Source organism: Leucobacter coleopterorum, assembly GCF_011382985.1.
Lineage (GTDB): Bacteria > Actinomycetota > Actinomycetes > Actinomycetales > Microbacteriaceae > Leucobacter > Leucobacter coleopterorum.
Window position 1 is genome coordinate 585282 of sequence record NZ_CP049933.1, and the last position, 22040, is coordinate 607321.

Genomic DNA, 22040 nt, shown 5'->3' on the forward strand with positions numbered 1-22040 from the left:
CTTGTGTCTGTAGTGGTTTCGCCCGTATGTCGACCGATACGATGCGCGTTCGCAATCGAGTGCGTCCATATTGCTAGTTGACGCGCGGTGAACTAGCAATATGGCTGCATCGGATTGGTCGGGCGCGGGCGCGGGTGCGGGTGTGGGCGCGAAGCCGGAAACTTCCCTTCCCGGGGTTACCCCAGGCCCGCAGCCCGCAGCGCGTCTGCCATCGCGGTATTGGCGGGTGCTTGCTTGCGGGGTGCGGATCGCTGATCTGGCTTCTGGCTCTGCTGCTGGCGCCTTGCCCCCTGGGCGCGCTGAGCTCCTCGGCCGTGACCGTCTGCAGCGCCCCGCCGTTCAGGGCATCGCCGGTGGGCAACTCGTCATTCAATCGGAGAGTCAGCGAAATGCGCTTGCGTGGCACATCAACTTCCAAGACTTTTGCGCGCACCACGTCGCCGGGCTTCACAACATCGCGCGGGTTCGAGATGAAACGGTCGCTCAGCGCCGAGATGTGCACGAGCCCATCTTGGTGCACACCCACATCGACAAACGCGCCAAACGCGGCCACGTTGGTGACCACACCCTCAAGGATCATCCCGGGGCGCAGATCAGACACGGTGTTGACGCCTGCGGCGAAAGTTGCGGTCGCAAAAGAGGGCCGCGGATCCCGACCTGGTTTCTCGAGCTCCGCGAGCACGTCGGTGACCGTGGGCAGACCAAAAGACTCACTCACAAAGTCCGCGGGCCTCACGCGCGAAAGCACTTGGGTGTTGCCGATGAGACCGGGTACGTCTGACGCCGTCGACTTCGCGAGCTGGTCGACGAGCGCGTAGCTCTCGGGGTGCACTCCCGAGGCATCGAGCGGGTTATTGCCGCCGCGGATACGCAGGAATCCAGCGCACAGTTCGAAAGCCTTAGGTCCGAGGCGGGGCACCTTTTTGAGCGCAGCGCGCGAAGAAAAGGGGCCGTTCAGGTCGCGGTGCAGCACAATACTTTCCGCGAGGCCTGACCCGATGCCAGACACGCGCGTGAGCAGGGGCACCGAAGCGGTATTCAGGTCGACGCCCACACCGTTCACGCAGTCCTCAACCACGGCATCCAGCGCTCGCGAGAGGGCAACATCGGGCAGGTCGTGCTGATACTGACCGACACCGATCGACTTGGGGTCGATCTTCACGAGCTCCGCGAGCGGATCCTGCAGTCTGCGCGCGATCGATACCGCTCCGCGAATCGACACATCCAGGTCGGGAAGCTCTTGCGAGGCAAACGCTGATGCTGAGTAGACGGAGGCCCCGGCCTCAGAGACCATCACCTTTGTGAGCTTGCGGGCAGAATCCTGCGCGACGAGTGCAACGAGCTCTGACGCCAGCGCATCTGTCTCGCGCGACGCAGTGCCGTTTCCGATGGCTACCAGCTCGACGTTGTGGGCTGCGACCAGTGCCGCGAGCTTGACGAGCGACTCCTGCCACTTGTTGTGCGGAGCGTGGGGGTAGATGGTGTCGTGCGCGAGAACCTTGCCTGTGGCATCGACGACGGCGACCTTGGTACCGGTGCGCAGGCCAGGATCGAGGCCGAGTGTGGTGCGCTCACCTGCTGGGGCAGCGAGCAGCAGATCGCGCAGATTCGAGGCAAACACCGCGATGGCAGCCTCTTCCGCCTGCTCGCGCAGCCGGGAGCGAACATCGAGTTCGAGCCGCACGAGAATGCGACCGCGCCAGCTCACTCGCACGGCTTCAAGCAGCCAAGCATCGGCGGCCCGACCCTGATCACTGATGCCAAAGTTGGTGGCAATCGCCATCTCGTATGGGGAGATGGTGCGGGCGGCTGGTGCATCGGTCGACTCAGCGGGTTCTGGATCCACGGAGAGCGCCAGTACATCCTCGCTCGCGCCGCGAAAAAGCGCCAGAATGCGGTGTGAGGGCATCTTGGAAAGTGCTTCGGAAAACTCGAAGTAGTCGGAGAACTTTGCTCCCTTCTGCTCAGCACCCGCCTTCACCGTCGACACCATACGTCCCTGGCTCCACAGCCTGTCGCGCAGACGGCCGATGAGGTCGGCGTCTTCGCCAAAGCGCTCTGTGAGAATGTTGCGTGCTCCGTCGAGTGCGCTCTGCGTATCGGGCACGTCTTTCGAAGCGTCGACGTACTGCTGCGCCGCAACCTCGGGCGTCAACGTCGGATCGCCCAGGAGAGCATCGGCGAGCGGCTCGAGTCCCGCCTCGCGCGCAATTTGGGCCCGCGTGCGGCGCTTGGTTTTGTAGGGCAGATAAATGTCTTCGAGGCGCGCTTTTGTGTCGGCCAGTTGGATTTGGGTGGTGAGTTCTGGGGTAAGTTTGCCCTGATCCCGGATCGCATCAAGGATTGTGGTGCGTCGCTCGGCGAGCTCGCGCAGGTACCTGAGGCGTTCTTCGAGGGCGCGCAACTGAACGTCGTCGAGGCCGCCCGTTGCCTCTTTGCGGTACCGGGCGATGAACGGCACGGTTGATCCTGCATCGAGAAGAGCAACTGCCGCCAGCACTTGCTCGCGGCCCACACCAAGTTCGGTGGCAATCTGGTGTTCGATGGATGATGCTGTGGTGCGGAGTTCAGAAGTCACCACAGTATTCTGGCAGGCTTTTGGCTCCGCATCCTGGGGTGTCGCTTACCCCAGTGGGTGTGGTGCCATCGGTATCTCGTCGAGCCCCTCATCTTCTTCGGGCTTGGGGTCACGCGCGTCGGCGTACGCAAAGGCGAGCGAAGCAATCGTTAGTGCGAATGTGATGATCCCGAGCGGATTGCAGAGCGCGATCGACATTTCACTTGAGAATGCGGATCCGGCAGCCTTGCTGAGGATTGATACCAACTCGTGGTTGATGTTATTCGGCACGGTGAGACCAAAACCGATGGCGCAGGCCCAAGAGAGGAGCAGGGTGACAATCGTAGCGCGGCCCGTGTGGCGGCCCCGATCGCGAGTCACACGGAGGCGACGCGCCAGCCAAAGCTGCAGCGCAGCGTATGTGAGTCCGATGGTCGGAACATACCACCAGCTCAGCCAGCCGCCGATGCCAAAGAGCCAGTGACCAGCGCTCATCCACAGTGCTAGTACCACTCCGCCGATTGCCACGATACGGCTGTTCACCGGTCGCTCCTTTGTTCGTGCTGGGTTTTCGCGAGCCCGCGAAACGCGGGGCACACCACTAGCCAAGCAGATTTTGGGTCCAGACGCGAAAGGTGCTATTCTCAAACGGTTGTCATCGCAAGGTGGCTACGCCCTGATAGCTCAGCGGTAGAGCACTTCCATGGTAAGGAAGGGGTCCCGGGTTCAAGTCCCGGTCGGGGCTCTGACGTGTTATCTCCCTGCGGAGAGCGCGGCTGAGTAGCTCAGCTGGTTAGAGCGCACGACTCATAATCGTGAGGTCGCGGGATCGAGCCCCGCCTCAGCTACGAACACGTCACGTTAAACCCCTGTTCAGGCAGGGGTTTTTGCGTGTGCGGGTGGTTCTGGGTGTGTGGCTCGGTGGCTGACTCGGCGGCTTATAGGCCCGAAAGAGTGGATAGCGTCGGGTGTGTCATCCGCGTCCCGCCCATCCTGTGCGTAGCCAGAGCCCTTCGTCGGGGCTGAGTGCTGTTCCGTAGAGTGGCGTATCGGGTTCGTCTGGATGTTCGGGTTTGGCGGGCTCTGGGGCGGCGGCTTTGGCGGGCAGTGCGTGTTGCATGGCCTCTTCCAAGGACTGTTCGTGGAGGGTGAGGAACCACTCGACCGCGCGTTTCTGGTGTGGTTCACTCATCCCGCGGTGGCGGCGGAGGACCTCACGGATCTGACTATTGATACCCCCTTCGAGTGGGCTGGTCGTTCGCGGGTTCCCGTATGTGACATAGGTGAACAGGGTGTTGTTGCGCACGACCCCTCGAACGAGGAGCCAGGCTTTGCGGAGTCGGTCGTGAGTGAATCCGAACTGGCCGTTGCGGAGCAGGGTGCGCTCTTTCGTGAGGTGCCCGAAGGCCCGCCACCATTCATCAAGTTGGATCTGCCAGACGATCGCGGCGTCTTCGTCGTGTACGCTGCTGAGCTTCATCACCAGCCCACGTAACGCTCTGCCCGCGTCAGTGCGGGGGTTCATCGTCAGATGTCTGGACACACGCATTTGCAGATGAAAGAGACACCGTTGGTGTTTCGTTTCTGGCCAACACATGCCAAGCGCGGTAGGGATCCCTGTTCCCCCGTCAGAGACGAGAACCCCAGGTGCTGCAACTTGTGTGAGCAGCGCTTTCCAGGCCGCGACGGATTCACCTCCTGACCATTGCCAGGCGAGAACGTGGCCGGTGTCGCTTTGGGCGATCAACAAGCACCACCCGGAGATCCAGATCCCGTCGACCAGGATCGCATGATGGATGGTGGTCGCGGGGGCCAGGCGCGGTTCGATATCCCAGCACCACATGGTGTGGCGTCGGAAGGTTCGCCCGCTCGCGGTTCCGTCGATCTCGGCCTGGGTGTGTTTGCCGACGAGCCAGGTCACGAACTGTCGCAGTTGTTCTCGGCGGGTGACGTCTGGGCGGCGTCTCACGCTGGAGGCCCCGCATGATGGGCACCGCCAGCGTTGAGTTCCTGATCGGTGTCGGCCGTTCTTCACCAGAGAGCGGCCACATACCATGCACTTCGTTGTATTTGGGGGAAGGTCCACAACTAAGCATCACGGACCATACCGATCCCTATTTCAGCGCGGAGTTACGCGGCTCAACGAGGATCACATCCACTCCTTTTGGCCGATAAGCCGACTCGGCTTCGTTCCGGTGCTGCTCCGGGCGTGCGTGCGGCAGAACTTTGGGGTCTTGCCGTGCTCGATAGCCGTCGAAGCTTATTGTGCCTGGTGGGCCTCAAATGCTGGCGAGAATCCAATGTGTGCAAACATTTTGCAAACCTTCGGGAACACATTCCGTGTATGCCAGCGAACATGCGGCTCTTTCGTGTTCAGTCTTGCAACAGCAGGGTCTGCTGAAGCTTTGATTGACTCGGGTTTCTTTACGCCGCGAGTGCGACGCTGCCTATATTAACAACCTCAAACTCGACCGGGGTCAACTTCCCTAACCCACGCTGGCGACGCTTGCGATGATACTTCCCTCAATCCACGCCACGATCGCGAGACGGAGCTCGAGTCGTGTTTCCCACACTTTCCGGTCGAGCACGTTTTTCTGCAGCAACGAGAAAAAACTCTCCATCGCCGCGTTGTCTCCGGCCGCCCCTACACGCCCCATCGACCCCTGCAGCTGATGATTGGTGAGCGCGTGTTGGAAGCTCTGCGAACGAAATTGACCGCCCCTGTCCGAATGCACAATCGTCCCCTGGGGATACCCGCGCTGCTCGACCGCATTCTCTAACGCTGTCACGGCAAGGGTCGCCCGCATTCGGTCACCGATCGAGTAGCCCACGATCCGGTTCGACCACACGTCTTTCACCGCGCAGAGATAGAGTCGACCTTCCTTCGTCCAGTGCTCCGTAATGTCCGTAAGCCATAACAGGTTGGGCTGTTCGGCTGTGAACTCACGCTCGACCAGATCATCGCCCACCGGCGCGCCAGCTTGGGCGTTACGGCGCTTACGTTTCGTGATTACCGACCGGATTCCTGCGACATGACACAGCCGCCACACGCGCCGTTCTGACAATTCATAGCCACGATCCTGGAGCTCGTCAGCGAGGAAACGGTACCCGTACTCGGGGTCCTCCGCATGAATCTCGCGCAACACCTCGATGAGATGCGCCTCTTCGAGCTCACGGTTCGACTGGGGCCGTTTCACCCATTGGTAGTACGCCTGCTTCGTAAACCCCAGCACCCTACACGCCACCGCAACAGGCACCCTCACCGGGGTGCCTGCCGCAGCCATTTCACGGACGAGCGGGAACACTATTTTGGGGCGTGATGTGAATCTGCGACAGATACGCGGCCGCCCGACGCAGCACCTCGTTCTCTTGTTCGAGGAGGCGGTTACGTTTGATGAGTTCTCGAATCTGGGCGTCTTCTTCTCGTGTCACTTCGGTTGCGAGGGGCAGGCCGCGCTCGGTCCGGTCTGCGTCGGTCACCCATTTCGAGAGCGCTGATTTCGAGATGCCGAGGTCTTTGCAGATCTGCGACTGGGTAGCGCCTTGCCTGACGAGCGCAACGGCGTCGTTTCTGAACTCTTCCGAGTATTTAGCCATGGTTGATATCCTCCCAGCCAGTCCCTCGGAACTGGCGGACGAGAGTCAACCAAAGCTTCAGCAGACCCGCACGGATTGGAGCTAACTGGCGGAACTCAGGGGTAACGTCCCCTACGGTTCTTGCTTGGGGTCGCTATTTGGGTTAGATGTGGACCGGGGAAGCGGCGCGGTGTTATCAGAGAGGAGGGGTACCACCCTCGCATCATTCAGGTAGATAGCTTTGATGAGCTACGGACACATTGCAATCTAAGAAGGTATGCTCACCTATAACGACTATCTCGGCGCTTCCCTCAGATGGCGCGGGAGTCGTTCACTCAAAGGAGAGTCAACATGAAGAATAGAATGTTCAAGTCTGACGATTTCCCTGTTTCGCAATCGTCACTCCCCTCTCGCTCGAAGCGTGCGAGGCGGGCGTTTTTCCCAACAATTGCAACTTTGACTGCATTGCTGATGCTCGGCTTCGTGGCACCACCAGCTATGGCCGTGGAGACTGCACCAGAATCCGTTTATGAACTAACGGTAAATGGTGAGACGGTCGTTCTTGATGAGGGCGAGTCGGTGACATTTGGAATGCAAGCCATTTCGCCTCCTCCAGAGCCGGGCAAGGTCATGCCGAGAGCCATATTTACTTCAAATGCGGGCACTCTTACTGTGACGGGAGCGAAAGGAAAGTTTACTTACGGCATTGCAATGGCGATCCCAGCCACGAGCTTCGTGGGAGTCTTCTCTGTCACTAATCTGACCAATGGGCAGTCTGGAGGTGCAGCGCCGGTCTGGGGTTTCTCTGGAACCGTTGGTACGAGTAACCTGAAGGGGCACCGTTATTCCGGGAGCCTGTCAGGGACCGCTGACTTGCTTGGTGTTCCTGTTGCTCACACCATGCCAAACTATACAGTTTTCCAAAACTAAGAATCGCTAGGGTTGGGCGCTGTGGTTGTGGAAAATAATGCACTCACAGCGCCCCGCTCCCGAAAGAAATGGGGACTCTGATGAGTGAGACTTTCGACACCGCTAAACAGCTTAAGCGCATCATCGCGGAAGGCCGCATTTCGGAGGAGTCCATAATAAAGACAACGGGCATTAGTGAAAATGACCTTAGTTTGTTATTAAATGAAGAGAACCCGCATTCAGGTCGATTCTTCGAGGAGAGCGCACGTATTTCAATGTTGACCGCGCAACTTACTCACGGGATTGAAATCCAAGATGACGAAAGGGTTGCGGGAATCATCAACGGGCTCGTGGGTGAATTTCAGTTCAGTTTGGAGAACATAGCTCTCCTGACCGGAATAGGGGTTCAAGAAATTCAGGATTTCTTGGATGCCCCGGAATCAACTCCATCAAACCGAAAATACGAGCTTGCAAGTCGAGTGTCTTATCTGAACATGGTTGTCGCCAACGCAAGGCCGTCTTAAGGGAGTTGCTGAAATTGGCATAACAACTGTCACTGGTCTTGGGTGAATGTTGTCTTGTCCTGCCGTTGCCGCGCAATGGGTAGGTAAATTCTCTGCTCTCCATGGTGAAGTGCCTTTGCGAACAGGCCTGCAATGTCTGAGGTTCAAAGTCACAGGCTGCGGTGATGAATGTGAAGCGCTCTGGGTTTGGTTCCGACATCGGGTTTCGTCACGCCCGCGTGGTCACGGACTGACGAGTCTCAGCATAGTACGCCGCCTCAACCTCGACAGGGGTGCGGTAGTCGAGTGCTTCATGGAGGCGTTGATGGTTCCACCACCACACGTGCTCAAGTGTTGCGAGCTCGACTTCCTCAACCGTGCGCCAAGGCCCGCGCCTGCGAATCAGTTCAGCCTTGTAGAGCCCATTGACCGTCTCGGCGAGGGCGTTATCGTAGCTATCACCAAAGGTCCCCGTTGAGGGCATCGCGCCAAGCTCACGTACCCGTTCGGTGTATACCAGGGACATGTAGTTCGACCCGTGGTCTGAGTGATGGGTAACCCCGCTCAGATCACCCCCAATATTCCAGGCAGCCATATCGAGAGCCTGTAACGGCAGTGCTTCTGTTTTCAATGTTGCGGCAACGCTCCAGCCGACGATTTTGCGGGCGTACACGTCAGTGATGAACGCCACATACGCGAACCCAGACCACGTCGCAACATATGTGATGTCCGCGACCCACAAACATCGAGGAGCCACCGCAGTGAATGCACGATTCACCAGATCGCCGGGAAGGTCTCTCCCGCTGTCGCTTCTCGTGGTGAAGGTTTTCGCGCGCCGAGTAACACCTTGAACGTCGGCCAAGCGCATGAGCCTGGCGGTCTGGTCGCGGCCGATCTCCCAGCCTTCACGCTGTAACAGAGCATGCATCTTCCGGACCCCATAGACGCCATAGTTGGCCTCATGAAGGCGACGAATTTCTGGCACGAGTAGTTCGTCACGGAGTGGCCGGGCAGACGGCAGTCGTCGTTTCGCTGCCCGGTATCCGCGGGACGTAATGAAGCCACGAACTGCCGCATGGAGAGTGCGGCAGAGGAACTCGATCCCGAAACGATCACGGTATGCATCAATGAACTTGATCATTTCGTTCGTGGCTGGCCTGGTTCCTTCGCGAAAAATATGCTCGCTGCTTTAAGCACCTCGTTCGCTATTCTCAGTTCCGCGTTCTCTCGCCGCAGACGCTTGTTTTCTTCAGCAACATCGGTCGTGATGCCAGGCCTCACACCGGTATCGATCTGGGTTTGGCGGAACCAAATGCGGAGCGTGTCGGGCGAGACACCCAACAGCCCGCCGACGTGTTTAGTCGCGGCGTGCAGGCTCGTCTGCTCGGGGATCGCTTCGGCGAGCATACGCAGCGCGCGCTCACGGAATTCTGGGTCGTATTTTCTTGCCATGGTGTCCCTATCCTTGTATAAAGATCGGAACTAAACCCAGAGCGCTTCACTTACGGCAGAGTACCTTGCTGGTGACGAGTCCGCGTTCGCTAAGCTGTATCAGCTACATGCACCTCACGCGCGAGGGTGGGCGGCACGCTTCGCTCACCGTAATGACTCGAGTAACGATATCGTTTCAGAGAGTTTCACTCGGGTTCTTGAAGCCATGCGTAAAGGGGGCGGTCCACGTGTCGCTGTGGGACCCTACCTGATCAGCACAATTCGCAACGTTGCGATCTCACGCGCAAGAGAGCTGGATAAAGAAGTCAGCGTTGATGACGTTGAACCATACATGTCAGAGGCATCTGAGGTGCTCACTGGGGCTGACAAGCTGCTCGTCGAGGCATTTAACGGCCTGAACGAGCAACAACAGTTGGTGCTCTGGCTCAAAACAGTAGAGGCGATGCGCGGAAGAGACATAGCCCGAGTCATGGACATCGGAGAAGGGTAGTCGGTGTTCGCTACCATCGTGCAAAGCAGGCACTCGCTCAGAAATATATGGAGTGTGTTGTCGCAGAGAACCTTCCCCCAGGCCACACCTACGGCGCGGAGGAGATCGTTCGCTGGATCGAGAGAAACGATATTCACGATTCGATTGAGGGTAAACCAAGAACATTCGCGCGGGGCAAGACGGACCGGAAAGGGATACGGGACAAGCAGATCAGCGCGCACGTCAGGCAGTGCGAGCACTGTCAGGACGCGCTTACCGCTCGGAGGCAGATGCTTGAGCGGTTCAGAGCAGTTGTGCTGATCCTGCCGGTCAGCGTCGCGTTGGCCATTACCTCGCGTGATGCGCCAGCCGCGGTAGCGGCGGCCTCCACCGTGCCCGGTTGGGTTGCGATTGCGCTGGCCGGGGTTGTCGCGGTGGTGATTGGAGTCCTCATTGCTGGAGGGGTTCGCGGAGAACCTGCAAGAACAACTCCGCAGAGCGGAGTTGTGCAGAATCAAGACAGTATTGAGACACAAAATGTGGGTACCTTCGCAGGGTGCGAGATCAACTATGTGGCTGATGAGAACAACAGTCGCTTTGAAATCTTCGATGTTGGCGATGTGGCTGGTGGGTGCGAGGTGACGGTGTTCCACGAGAGTGAAAGGTTGGGCGGACTTCAAATCTCAGGGAACTGGGGCGTCATTTCAGCGCCGCGCAAGGGCGAATACGTTGTGAAAGTAGTTTCGCGTAGCGAGACCAAGGAATTCCGCGCTTTTATCAACTAGGGTTGCTGGTCTTCTCCTCAGTAGATCAGCAATTGTGACTGTTACAAGTGATCGCAGGTGTTGGTCTGAACAAGCGACCAGATTTGTATTTCGCATAGCGGCCCAAACTCCACACTCACACTGAAACGTTCTGGTGAGGGGGAGTCGTGGTCGCATATTTCGGGAGCCCAAAGAGCCGAAAGGCAAAGGTCTCAAAAATATTCTTACACTCGCGCGAGAGTTTTGGGCTGTTTTTACATCTCTATATGTCGCGGCGTTCAGCTCTGTCAGTGAGCCCCCGACTTTCAGACGAGTGACCCCTGAACGCCGCACCCAGTACTTTCCCCAGTGTTTTCGGGGAGTTTCTATAGTTCTCAACTCACACTAGACAGATACGGAGGTCGCTTTGTTTGATCTTTCAGCCCCGCAATTCGACAGAAAGAAACGCACTAGATTGAAACACGGCCAACGCTTTTCCGTTCGACCGCGCTCTAAAGATCAGTTCTATTCGGTGCTCAAGCGCACTCTGTCCGCTGTTGTGTCCATAGGCCTCGTGGCGGGCATGGTTTCGGGAGCGGCCGTTTCCGCGCAAGCGGACCCTGTGCTCTCACCCGACAACGGGATCGCAGCCGGTGGGGAGACGGTATCAGTTCCTGGACCCGATGATTTGACCTTCACGCAGGTTGAATCGGGCCTCAATCACTCGGTGGCGATTGGCTCAGACGGCAAGACTTACGCTTGGGGACTTGGTCTCCACGGAGAGATGGGTGACGGTGGCACCAGAGGGCACACCTACCCAACCCCGGTGACTAACGTAGGGGTGGCCTTTACTCAGGTGAGTGTCGGTGGGATGCACTCTTTGGGCCTTGGAACGGATGGCAACGTTTATGCGTGGGGAATGGGCGGCAGCGGGCAACTCGGCAATGGAACCACTGAGACCAAACCTACTCCGACTCAGGTAAGTGTAGGTGGTGTGACCTTTACTCAGGTCAGTGCGGGGCAATACTTCTCGTTGGCGCTTGGCTCTGACGGAAACATCTATGCATGGGCGACAACGAGAACGGTACTCTTGGCGATGGCACAACCACCCGCCGGTTGGCCCCGGTTCTCGTGGAAGCTGGAGGGGTGAAGTTTACCCAGATTAGTGCAGGCCTGTCGTTCTCCTTGGCACTGGGCGCAGACGGAAACACATACGCTTGGGGCTACAGCCCTGACGGTCAGGTTGGTAATGGAACTAATGCTGACAGCCTGTTGCCGGTGGTAGTGAGTTCTGAGGGAGTCGAGTTCACTCAGGTCAGTGCGGGTGCTACGGCCGCACTGGCACTTGATTCTGACGGAAATGCTTATGCTTGGGGCAAGAACGATGCGGGACAGCTTGGTGACGGAACTACCACTGACCGTTTTACGCCTGTGCGGGTAAATACAGGTGGTGTTACCTTCACACAAATAAATTCAGCGGCAAGCATTTCGCTGGGGCTCACCTCAGAAGGAAACATCTATGCCTGGGGCAAAAGCAGCACTGGTATCCCTACAGATAGCCCCTCCCGGTCAAAACAAATGTCGTCAATGAAACGTTCAGTCAGATTGGCAGTCGTGCAGCGATCAGTTCGAGCGGCAAGCTTTATGATTGGGGGCATTACGCCGCGCGAGAGACGCGGAAGGTTGTTGTCACCGGTGTGACTTTTGATGGACTCGATGGCACGAACCCCGGAGACAGCGCGAGCATTGCGCCAGCGAAAAACGCTGACGGAACCTGGTCGGTTATTGCTCCTCCGCATCCCGCAGGCACCGTTGATGTGGTTGTTTCATGGAAGTTGAATGGTGTAGATCAGACACCAATCACTTACGCGGGCGGGTATACCTACCGTTCGGTACCGGTTGCTCCGAAGATTACCTCGAGTGACACTGTCAAAGCTGAGGTCGGCAAGAAGCTGAGTCACCAGGTTACCGCGACCGGTGATCCTGCCCCGGCAAACTTCACCGTTTCGGGCACCCTGCCTGCGGGGGTCACGATGAACTCCAGCGGCCTGTTTGTAGGTGCGCCGACGGTGGCGGGGAACTACAGGGTGACGGTGAAAGTGTCGAACGGGATTAACCCCGACGCTACCCAGACATTGACGATTCAGGTGGCAAAGAGTGGTGTGAAGCCGTCCGTGCCTTGCGTGACGCCTCGTAAGGTGCCGGTGTTCGCAGATGCACCGTTGACTCAGAAGTTCTATAAGGAGATCGACTGGATGCACTGCATGGGGTACTCGACTGGTTGGCGTCAGCCGGCTGGTAAAGCGTTGTACAAGCCGAAGGACAACCTTTCGCGTGAGGCGATGGCGGCGTTTATTTACCGCTTGGAAGCTCCGAAGAATTACGTTACTCCGAAGGTGTCACGTTTTGCTGATGTGAAGCCTGACGATCCGTTCTACCGTGAGATTTCGTGGATGTATGACGCGAAGTTGTCGACCGGTTGGGTGCAGCCTGCTGGCAAACCATTGTATAAGCCGAAGGACTCACTCTCTCGTGAGGCGATGGCAGCGTTCATCTTCCGCCTGCAGGGCACAACTGACAAGAAGGCTGCAAACTACAAGGCTCCGAAGGCGTCTCCGTTTGCCGACATGAAGTCGAGCGATAAGTTCTACCGCGAGATTGCTTGGATGTGGGACGCGGGGCTGTCAACAGGTAACCGGACTGCTGCGGGTAAGGAATACTGGCCGAAGGATTCGCTGTCGCGTGAGGCGATGGCGGCATTCATTTACCGTTACCACACGAAGCTCAACACACCAGTAGCGAAGGGTGGAGCGGAAAAGGTCGTAGCTCATGACGTTAATGTGGCCCCTGTTACCGCCGAACAAGTGGTAAAAGTGACAACCCACCGTGGGTACAAACTGAGCCTGCACCCTTTCGGCGATACTTCTCTGCAGAACCCTCAGGCTCTGTCTGGCTCGAGCATTACGCAACCTGAGGCTGGAGAAGTAACCCTCGGAAAGAAAAACGACCTCAGGGTTCAGATCCCGAGCTCAGATGTCGATGAGTTGAGCTTTGACGTAACCGTCACCGATCAGGATGGCGAGGAAGAAACCGTGAGGTACGCCCTCACCATCGCTGACTAACCTCGGCGAAACGGCGGGTTGGGCGGGTCCTGCGCGGGTCCGCCCAACAACCATGTTCTTTCAGTGTAAAGAGCGATAAATTCTAATAATCGCGCAAAGAGTTCCGGGGGAACGACTCTTATGGTCGACGACAGTATGGCTGAACACGACAGCCGAAGTGATGCTGAACTGACGGATGCCTATCGTAATGGCGACCAGCAAGCGGCGGCAGAGCTGTACCGGCGCTACTATCTCAAGCTCTTGCGTGGCATTGCCGCCAAGCTCCCCTCGTTTGAAATTGCCGAGGACTGTGTCGGTGAAGCCTTTCTCAACGTGCTTGAGATCATTCGCGGTGGCAGCGGACCCACCTCGAATTTTTACGGATACCTGCGCAGCGCCGTCACCCGCGAAGGCGCCAAATACTTTCGCGAACGCGAGCTTGGCCCAAGCCTGGACAAAATTTCGGAGGATGGAGGGCCACAGCCCTACTCCGACGATGATCTGTCGCACATAGATGAGAGTTTACTGACGCCGGCGCTTCGATCATTACCTGCCCGGTGGCGCGAACTGCTCACCATGCGATACATCGAGATGCTCAAACCGGCACAGATAGCGACCATGCTTGGCACGGACGCACCGACTCTGCATAAGGTGCTATATCGAGCGAAAAAGGGGTTGCACAACGAGTATCTGAAACAGGTCGCACTTAGCAGAAGCAGTAGGAACTGCCGCGACTATGCAAACGACCTCGCGACCATTGCTATTTCTGGCCGTGAGCCTGCGACAGGCGGCAGTCTGAATGAGCATTTGGCGCGCTGCAGCGAATGTCAAACTACCCTGAAAGAAGTAGAGCATCAGTCGCACCGTGCTCGCCCTGATGCTCTCGGGTTGGCTCTCCTCATTGGTGGTGTTCTTGGGGGTTCAGCGGTAACCATCGGCGGAGAAAGCGGCGAAGCGAGAGCCCTCGCAGATGGATCTTATGCGCACTCTCCCGCGAAAATTGGCGCACTACCTTCAGCCGCGAAGGCGGCTTCGGTGAATGGAATGTTTCAAACGCTAGGAGTTGGTGGAACTCTGACGATTGTGACCCTACTCATTGCGAGTTTGGTGGGTGCCGGATTGCTGTTCGCATCCGGACTTCCGAGCTCCAATCAAGCAGAGCAAAAAACTGCGAACCTCGAGCAATCCCAAGATGCTGATGAACGCACGCAAAAGGTGGTGCGTACAGACGACGGGAAATGTGAACTTGAGATCACCGTTGCAGATGGCACCCTCGTTATTGATGCAGCAGTACATTCCGGCAAGTGCTGGTTCAGCTACCACGCTGTTGGCGATGAATTGGGCGAGGAAGAGCCTCTTTCAACGGGGTGGATGATCGTCACTCGAATACCAGGGGAATACGCGTTCGAGCTACGCAGCACGACTGGATCAAAACAAGGAACGGTCACTCTCTATTAACGCAAACCTCTCCCGCACCGCAGCGCCCGAACCACACAAACGGCAGCATGAGTATTTGACCCTTGGTTTCATTGCGGTGCCACTCATACTTCCCAGTCTCACTCAAAACTCGTTACAGGAGTAACCCCAAAATGATTACAAGCCACAAACATAAAGTACGACAGCGCGTTTTGTTCGCGTTCTCCGCTAGCGGAGTCGTTCTACTTGGCCTTTGCGTGCCAGCCAACTCGGCAATCGCCCTAGAAGCGCCGGATCGCGTTGATGAGTCCCACATATTCACCCCTTCCGGTTTGTCTGTATCGACAGCAAACGGGCCAATTACGTTCCCGGGTGACTCTCCCGGCTACCCCTGGGTAGACGCGTCGACGATCTCGAGTACAAGGGTCATGGATCCCTCTCTTGTGCAAACACCGCTTGAAGCGCAGAATAATCCTGAGTTAGTCGCCTGGGGATTTGAAGACGGACAAGCCGCGCTGCAGATCACCACATCTATTCCTCAGCTAGAAGCGGCAAGCCCCTCCGAGAGACGAGCGTTCTCTCCGTTTAATGATTTCGGGTGGCACGATTGGGCGAGTTATCAACTCAACTTCTCTCAGCCGATCGCGGATCCGGTTTTGCGGGTGAACAGTGTGCCATTTTCGGCAACCACAACTGACCGGCGGGTCGCATCATTCGCTTCGACCTTTGGTGTAGCCTCAGCAAAAACTGCGGACGGCGCAAGCGTATCTGTCGAATTAAAGGAGCCGACTGGTACATTGGCTACTGCCTATGTCGTAGACAACAACTCCGTGTATCCCAAGGACCGGGAGAACCAATTGCCTTATGCCGGAGGCATGTGTGACAACTCTCAGACCACATATGCACCACCGGTCGGCAGCAGCTCCGAACAGTTTCTGCAGGACTCTCGAACCTATCTCAACAACCCTGACCTGGAACTTATTACTAACCCCTGTGGGACAATCAAAATTGACACAGGGGGCGTCCCGGTATCGAGCCTGTCAATGAGACACCTTTTCCAGAGTTACCGGCTCGGTGGAGCGGGTCTTAGCACGTTCATGTTTGATGCCTTCACTACCTCGACTATTCAGTCATTTGCTGTTGTTGTTCGTAATGAAGTTTCTGGTTCGCCTGAGGTGATTCCCGCCTCGTATGGTTCTGCAAGCCATGTCGTTTCGTCTTCGAAACTTGGCACCAAAATTGTGCCTGCCTTTGATAACGAGTATTTGATGGAAGCTAAGTCGGGAACGGCTGAGACCCATTCTGACGCGGGCTACGACTCTGTCACAACCGAGCAACTCGATGCCGCATTCGAGAAAGTAATGCCCGGAGAACAAGTGTCTGTCACGATACCGCTCTCAGGCGTTGATAAGGACGCAACCGTATCTGCCTGGATAGATTTCGACGGCAGCGGAGAGTTCTCAAGCGCGGAGATGGCCACTGCAAACGTCTCAGCGGGTGCACGCACTGTGGTCTTGACCTGGACAGCGCCGGAGCAGTTTAAGTCAGGTCAGACTTATCTGCGTTTGCGAATCGGTCACACCTTAGAACAGGTTGTCGTTCCCACCGGAATGGCTGATTCAGGAGAGGTAGAGGATCACTCACTCAGTCTTCCTTCTTACGGCCCGACCCCAACCCCTACACCAAATCCAGAACCCACTCCCGACCCGCACCCGCCTGTGCCTGAAGGCGACGTGAATGCTTCTGTGGTGAAGTCCCTGGCTGCAACCGGAGCTGAGACGAACTGGGGAATTGGTGCATGGATCGCGATTGTGTCTCTTGTTTCGGGGGCACTTCTGTTGCGCCGGGTGACACGCAAGACTATTTGATTGATGTCAACCGCTTCGCTCGATAGGACTCTTGGCGCTCCTGCCTAGCAACCGAGAGGAAATCCAGTCGTGGTAACTACGGACTTGGCCTGACGTCGCTCCATGGTGAATGCTGCAATCTCAGTTTCAAAAGGCAGCTCGCACGCCCATGTGCCTCCGATGTAACATTATTTTCAGGTTAATGAATCCACTTGGGGAGAATTTATGAACCGTCGACAATCAACGTCGAGCTGGCAAGGCAGTCAATCGCGAAGAAATCGATGGCTTTCACTTGTCCTCACAGTAGGCCTCACCTTCGGGTCATTCGGATTTCTGACATTTGCGGGAGCGCTCCCCGCAAGCGCGGAAACGAATGAGCCGTCGGTGCCTATCAATAACAGCAATACCTTCTACACGTATTCAGTTGCAGGGGAGGAAGTCGATGCCTCGTTCACGAAGGTGAGTAATATGAACAGTCCTGGGGCAGGTTATCGCTTCCAAGCGTTCGCGCCGAACGGGACATTAATGTGGACTTGCAGCATGGCAGCATCGGACCCGATTGGTACGACCTGCGCACAGACCTTCACCACTACGACAACCGGTGCGTGGAAAATTACTGCGAACCGCACTACGGCGAATAATGCGAGCCTTTCTTGGAAAATTGAGGCTCGAGCTGGAGGCGTTCCGCAGGCAGGACGCGTGTGGACAAACCAGTACACTGTTTTTCAGAGCGACGCCGTGTTGAGGGACCTAACGTACTTCCTTATTAATGACGCTGGGTATCGGTACACGATCAAACTTCACGGATACAACGGAGCCGGGTCTGTAATTAGAGCTAATAGCCTGGGGAATACGACCCCAGACTGCGTGCCCATTTACGAATCGATTGAGGGCCCCCGTTTACATGCGGCACGAACTATCGGATTTTTTTCGACCAACCAGCTGTTGATCTCCCAGAAACCACACCGTCGGCCGATGGGACGCTCGCCGTGGCCCCCATGCTCCTCACCGAAAGTGACCTCACTGTGGACAACATGGCGTTCCTCTCGGCGGGGGCAGGAACAGCAGCGGGAACTTTCTCTTATTCGATTGATCCTCGTTTTCAGGGTGGGTACAAGCTTCAGATTGACACGAACGGCGACGGTGTATTTACCGACCCTGCTGATCGCACCATCCAACTTGGAGCCGATGGAAGTGGCAGTTACGAGTACGATTTTGACGGACTTGACGGTCTAGGAAGCCGGATTTCTGATTGCACGGTGATGAACTCCCGCATCCTCTTCGACGTAGCTGGTGAGGTCCACATTCTTCAGCAGGATGTCGAAGGGCGATCTCCCGGTATCGAACTCGTCAGAACTAACGGCTCAGGGGCGCCCAACGACGTTATCCGATGGAACGACACAAACCTTTCTACGGCTGGTCGCGTCAACGTAACGCCGCAACTTGATGGACGTGCCGGCGTAGCAAGCACCGGTGGCGTTCACGGTTGGCCGTATGCGGTAAACAGCTGGGGTGACGTACGCACCATGGACGACTGGGCAGAGACCTCACTTAACGTGACCACCGGAGAACTTGCCGTGGGCGGACAGTGCCTCACTGTGAGTAAGACTTCTGACGCAACGGCGGATACCCGTCCAGGTGACACGGTGAACTATGTCGTGACCGCTACAAACACGGGGTCGCAGGACTTCACAATTGCGACTCCGGCGGCGGTGACGGATGACCTCACCAGCGTGCTTGAAAATGGGCGTTACAACGATGATGCTGTTGCCGACCGGACTGGAACTCTCGGGTTCGCTACGCCGAAGCTCAGTTGGACTGGTGCGTTAGCTTCGGGGAGAGCGTGACTCTTCGATACTCTGTCGTAGTTGAGAACGGCGGTGACGGACGCGCACTTAACGTCGCATACGGGGCACCGCCGAATACGACAACACCAAAGTGCGACCAGACCTCCGGAAGCCGGGATCCCTCAACAAACATTGCCTGTAGCACTGTGCAAACCTTGCTTCCTCGTCTGACCATCGCGAAGACCGCAAGTACTGAAGCACTGCCACGGGTTGGAGACTCAATTACATACACGGTTACAGCAACCAATGTAGGTCCCGGAGATTTCACTACCAGTGCTCCTGCAAGGGTGGCAGATGATCTCTCGGCTGTGCTTGATAATGCCACCTTCAATGGTGACGCAAAAGTAGATAAAGGGTCGGCTCCCGCGTTCCAGTCACCGAACTTGACTTGGGCGGGCGAGCTTGCATCTGGAGAGTCGCTCACGTTGACATACTCAGTTACCTACCGTGGTACGGGTGATTCAAACTTGGTAAACTCCGCCTGCGTGCCAGCCTCCGACACGGCACCTGATGCAGCGAGTTGTGCAACGGTTACGGTTCCTGCCGGAAACATTCGTCAGTGGAAAACGGTGAAAGCGTCCTCGGACCCGATCCTTGCCAATACGGAACTGGCCTACACTCTTCACTTTGAAAATACAGGCGGCGTTGACGCGCCAGTCACGGCAACCGACGACATGGGGGAGTCCTTGATGACGCTACCGTCATTGAGGAACCCAGCGCAGCCACCGGCTCGTTGGAAGCGGCTCGATCCGAGAACGCGATCGCAATTACTGGGACGCTGGCTCCAGGAGAAGGAGCCACGGTCGAGTACACGGTGAAGGTGAACGCTGACGGCGATCGCGGCGATGGCAACCTGGTGAACTTCTTGCTTGCACCTGGCCAGAATGTGCCAGAGAATCGGGAGTGCGCGCCAATCAACCCTGACTTCCCAAACTGTACCGAGTCAACAGTTGCGGTTGCCAATGTTCAATCTTGGAAAACCGTTGAGCCGAACTCGGGTAAGAACGTTGTGCCCGGTCAAACTGTCAGGTACACTCTCCATTTTCACAATGCTGGTGGCGCTCCCGGTGAAGTCGAAATCGCAGATGATATTACGCAAGCGATCGACGATGCTGCGGTACTAACTCAACCAGTCTCCACAGGAAACTTGAATGCAACTCCATTTGACTTCACGAACCGGTCGATGATCTCAGGTTCCTTGTCAGCGGGAGAAACGGCGACAGTCACCTACGAGATGAAAGTTCGAACAGAGGATCAGCTTGGTGACCGGACCCTGGCAAACTTTCTAGTGGTGTCGGTAGCCCAGCCGCCGACACACCCCGATTGCACAGACACGAGTGCGAGGCCAAGCTGTACAAGCAACCCCGTGGTCGTCGAGGCTGCTCCTCCGGGAAAACTTGCAGTCACAGGCGCCAACATTGTTTGGTCTGGTTTGATCGCAGTTGTCTTCGTCACTGGAGCAAGTCTCCTATACTTTATGCGCCAAAATCGAGGCAGAAGTCCCCTTGCAGTTGAGGAGCGAAAAGGTCTCCTAGGATGAACCTAAGCCTTTGTGGATATTGCTGGATGCAGCGGTCCGTGCGTGCTTTCTAGGGCTCTTCTTGAGTAAGACTGCGTGGCCAGCAATCCTTGGACGAGATCATGAAACTAGGCGATTGGTTTGAGATTAATGGTTTACCTGGGCCTATTTTCCGATCTTTCAGCTAGGAGTTGATGTCTCCTGACGTTGGTGACAGTTCCGCCTCAGGCCAGCAGTGACACTTCCGGGACTCTCGGTGGTGACACTTCTGCTGCGACCATTGAACCACGCTCATGTTGTCCGCTCTCCTCGCCCCACGCAGCAACAAGCTGGTTTGAAACAGTACGCACTGCAGGTGCATGCGTCTTTGGAGCAATCAGGGCTGCACTGGAGACCGAACAGTGTGCACGCGAAGATGAATTCTATGAGGATATCCGACCCGTCTCGGTAGTCACTCTCGAGAATTTTCCGCGGGCAGGAGTTGTCTGGGCAGAACTCAAGAAACGACCCAGAGCGTCATGTCGTCGCTTTGAATACCCTACCCCAGTCCTTGATGACCATTCGCGCTTCGCAATCGCATAGGCCCCTGCTTAGATGTTCTAGACGCAATGAGCAGTGGCGTTGTTTTCATTACAGTTATCCACGGAACCGAATTTCCGTCCATGAAGTCCGGCCTCAGTCGTTTTGCTTACGGTCGCCGGTCCAAAATGTCTCAGGAGGTCGAATGACTGTGACCTCCTTGATATCGACAGGCGGATGGGTGTTGGCTCGATCAGGTGACCTGTTCACAACAGCGTCTTTGGCTGCTGCGGCTTGGCGATCCACCTGCTGACCTGTCTCGTTCTTCGGGGCAGCGGGTTTTTCCACGGTCCCTGCGTCAGAATCGCTCTGCTGCGTTGTGATGTTCTTCATTCCCGTCGGAGATGGCACTTGACTAGCAATTCCTTGATTCTGCGACAGCACTCCCACCATGACTACCACTGCGGCGATCCCAGTGACGGCCGCTATGAGAGCGGCGCCAACCTTCGAGCCTCCGTGTTGAGCAGTTGCAGTGACCTTGTCCAATGGCGCTGCGTGCGCGGTGTCTGCGGGCTCGAGTATCTGAGCGGCAGCCACAGGGCCGGATACGGCTCCGCCGAACAGTGCAGCTGTGAGAGCTCGCCCGAGATGCGAGCTGACGTGTTGGTACTCCGCTGAAGCCTTTCTGCAGCTGTCGCACTCGGCTATGTGAAGTTCAATCTCGCGCCGCACCCGCTTGGTGAGACGTTGGGCGTGCAGCGCCCCAATCTGTTCGAGCACCCCTATGCAGGCGGTCTGCGCTGCACTGTGACTAATGTGTGCCGCAATCCATTCTTGCCGTAGTCGTTCCCTCGCGCGGTGCGCAATTTGATCAACATTGCTGGGAGATAGCCTCAACAACGCTGCGATTTCCTTGGAAGAGGCACCCTCGACCTGGGTCTGCCACAACACCTCTTGCCAGCGCTCAGGAAGTCGAGCGAAGGCCCACCGCACAGCCCCGCAGTTGAAACCATCAATGTACTCTTCTTCGGGCTGAATGTGAGATCCGGGATCGATTGCACGTCAACGTCCTGGCTTATGCGCTGCTGCTTTTGCGATACCTCAGCCGCGGTGTTACGAATCACCTGGAATAGATAGGGACGCAACGAAGTTTCGGGTCCGTGCCCACGCTGCAACGCTTGTAAGACCTTCGCAAAGGCTTCCGAGACGAGGTCGTCAGTATCAAGGCGGGGTGCTATTCGGTAGGCTGCCCCGCGAGCAGCGTCAACGTGTCGACGATATAGCTCAGCGAGCGCGGCTGCGTCGCCTGTTCGCGCGGCTCGAAGCAGTTCGTTTTCCGAATGAGTGTTGATGAGAAGTCTCCGGTTGTGGGTGCTGTGTTGTTACAAAATCACGAGAACATACTTGAGGCCGTTGGAGCGGTGCTAGCGCGTGGCGCTTCGCGCGCCAGCACCGCTCATTCGCAAGGGACGAATCCGGCCTAGCGGCGCGCCCTCAACCGACTGACGCCTAGCACGCCCGCGACCGCGAGCAGCCCGAGAGCGGAATAGAGTGCGTACCAACCCATGCCCGTGGTGGCGAG

General features: G+C 57.0%; 16 protein-coding genes, 2 tRNA genes and 4 pseudogenes. 15 read left to right on the plus strand and 7 right to left on the minus strand.

What is annotated here, in order from left to right:
- Positions 1-73: 73 nt before the first annotated feature.
- A complete protein-coding gene (locus tag G7066_RS02765; RefSeq protein ID WP_280116216.1) occupies positions 74-2578 on the minus strand; it encodes a Tex family protein in 2505 nt (834 codons plus the stop codon).
- Positions 2579-2623: 45 nt separating this feature from the next.
- Positions 2624-3100, minus strand: a complete 477-nt coding sequence (locus G7066_RS02770) for a hypothetical protein (RefSeq protein WP_244303225.1) — start codon at positions 3098-3100, stop codon at positions 2624-2626.
- A 130-nt stretch (positions 3101-3230) separates the two neighbouring features.
- On the opposite strand from G7066_RS02770, the gene G7066_RS02775 reads away from it, so the two are divergent.
- Positions 3231-3302: transfer RNA gene (locus G7066_RS02775), tRNA-Thr, on the plus strand.
- A gap of 29 nt (positions 3303-3331) precedes the next feature.
- Positions 3332-3405, plus strand: a tRNA-Met gene (locus tag G7066_RS02780).
- Positions 3406-3530: 125 nt separating this feature from the next.
- Here G7066_RS02780 and G7066_RS02785 read toward each other — a convergent pair.
- Entirely contained in the window at positions 3531-4613 is a 1083-nt protein-coding gene (locus tag G7066_RS02785; protein ID WP_244303094.1) for an IS1249 family transposase, read from the minus strand.
- A gap of 368 nt (positions 4614-4981) precedes the next feature.
- Positions 4982-6154: pseudogene (locus G7066_RS02790) on the minus strand (IS3 family transposase).
- 435 nt (positions 6155-6589) lie between these two features.
- Here G7066_RS02790 and G7066_RS02795 point away from each other — a divergent pair.
- Positions 6590-7063, plus strand: coding sequence for a hypothetical protein (locus tag G7066_RS02795; protein WP_166328852.1), 474 nt, complete (start codon positions 6590-6592; stop codon positions 7061-7063).
- An 80-nt stretch (positions 7064-7143) separates the two neighbouring features.
- Positions 7144-7566, plus strand: a complete 423-nt coding sequence (locus G7066_RS02800) for an HTH domain-containing protein (RefSeq protein WP_166328854.1) — start codon at positions 7144-7146, stop codon at positions 7564-7566.
- A 208-nt stretch (positions 7567-7774) separates the two neighbouring features.
- Here the strand turns inward: G7066_RS02800 and G7066_RS02805 are convergent.
- Positions 7775-8997 (minus strand): IS3 family transposase gene (locus G7066_RS02805; RefSeq protein ID WP_244303226.1). Its coding sequence is split into 2 segments (ribosomal slippage): positions 7775-8718 and positions 8718-8997, totalling 1224 coding nucleotides; the frame shifts between segments, so codons are not numbered across the junction.
- Positions 8998-9088: 91 nt separating this feature from the next.
- Between G7066_RS02805 and G7066_RS02810 the strand changes: the two are divergent.
- The 11 genes and pseudogenes from G7066_RS02810 to G7066_RS18100 all read left to right on the plus strand — a co-directional run.
- Positions 9089-9487, plus strand: a pseudogene (locus G7066_RS02810) (RNA polymerase sigma factor); the annotation flags it as partial.
- A 269-nt stretch (positions 9488-9756) separates the two neighbouring features.
- Positions 9757-10251 carry a hypothetical protein gene (locus G7066_RS02815; protein ID WP_166328858.1) on the plus strand — a complete coding sequence of 165 codons (495 nt, stop codon included), beginning with the start codon at positions 9757-9759 and terminating at the stop codon, positions 10249-10251.
- A 490-nt stretch (positions 10252-10741) separates the two neighbouring features.
- Entirely contained in the window at positions 10742-11359 is a 618-nt protein-coding gene (locus tag G7066_RS02820) for an RCC1 domain-containing protein (protein ID WP_166328860.1), read from the plus strand.
- Positions 11275-11910 carry an RCC1 domain-containing protein gene (locus G7066_RS02825; RefSeq protein ID WP_425280750.1) on the plus strand — a complete coding sequence of 212 codons (636 nt, stop codon included), beginning with the start codon at positions 11275-11277 and terminating at the stop codon, positions 11908-11910. Before G7066_RS02820 ends, G7066_RS02825 begins: the two co-directional genes overlap by 85 nt.
- A complete protein-coding gene (locus G7066_RS02830; protein WP_166328864.1) occupies positions 11907-13331 on the plus strand; it encodes an Ig domain-containing protein in 1425 nt (474 codons plus the stop codon). Before G7066_RS02825 ends, G7066_RS02830 begins: the two co-directional genes overlap by 4 nt.
- A gap of 135 nt (positions 13332-13466) precedes the next feature.
- Positions 13467-14768: an RNA polymerase sigma factor gene (locus G7066_RS02835; RefSeq protein WP_166328866.1), complete on the plus strand. Its 1302-nt coding sequence runs from the start codon at positions 13467-13469 to the stop codon at positions 14766-14768.
- A gap of 290 nt (positions 14769-15058) precedes the next feature.
- The gene (locus G7066_RS02840) at positions 15059-16594 is read left to right on the plus strand and encodes a GEVED domain-containing protein (protein WP_166328868.1); all 1536 of its coding nucleotides are present in this window, start codon (positions 15059-15061) and stop codon (positions 16592-16594) included.
- A gap of 977 nt (positions 16595-17571) precedes the next feature.
- Positions 17572-18420: a DUF7927 domain-containing protein gene (locus G7066_RS02845; protein ID WP_482793362.1), complete on the plus strand. Its 849-nt coding sequence runs from the start codon at positions 17572-17574 to the stop codon at positions 18418-18420.
- Between the two features lie 146 nt (positions 18421-18566).
- Positions 18567-18920 (plus strand): annotated as a pseudogene (locus G7066_RS18090) (DUF7927 domain-containing protein); the annotation flags it as partial.
- A 191-nt stretch (positions 18921-19111) separates the two neighbouring features.
- Positions 19112-19360, plus strand: a pseudogene (locus tag G7066_RS18095) (DUF7927 domain-containing protein); the annotation flags it as partial.
- Complete coding sequence (locus tag G7066_RS18100; protein WP_482793363.1) at positions 19334-19960, plus strand: DUF7927 domain-containing protein; 627 nt, start codon at positions 19334-19336, stop codon at positions 19958-19960. The pseudogene G7066_RS18095 and the gene G7066_RS18100, both read left to right, overlap by 27 nt.
- 654 nt (positions 19961-20614) lie before the next feature.
- Here G7066_RS18100 and G7066_RS02860 read toward each other — a convergent pair.
- Positions 20615-21451 carry a sigma factor-like helix-turn-helix DNA-binding protein gene (locus G7066_RS02860; RefSeq protein ID WP_166328876.1) on the minus strand — a complete coding sequence of 279 codons (837 nt, stop codon included), beginning with the start codon at positions 21449-21451 and terminating at the stop codon, positions 20615-20617.
- Positions 21352-21810 carry an RNA polymerase sigma factor gene (locus tag G7066_RS17730; RefSeq protein ID WP_166331876.1) on the minus strand — a complete coding sequence of 153 codons (459 nt, stop codon included), beginning with the start codon at positions 21808-21810 and terminating at the stop codon, positions 21352-21354. Before G7066_RS17730 ends, G7066_RS02860 begins: the two co-directional genes overlap by 100 nt.
- Between the last annotated feature and the right edge of the window lie 230 nt (positions 21811-22040).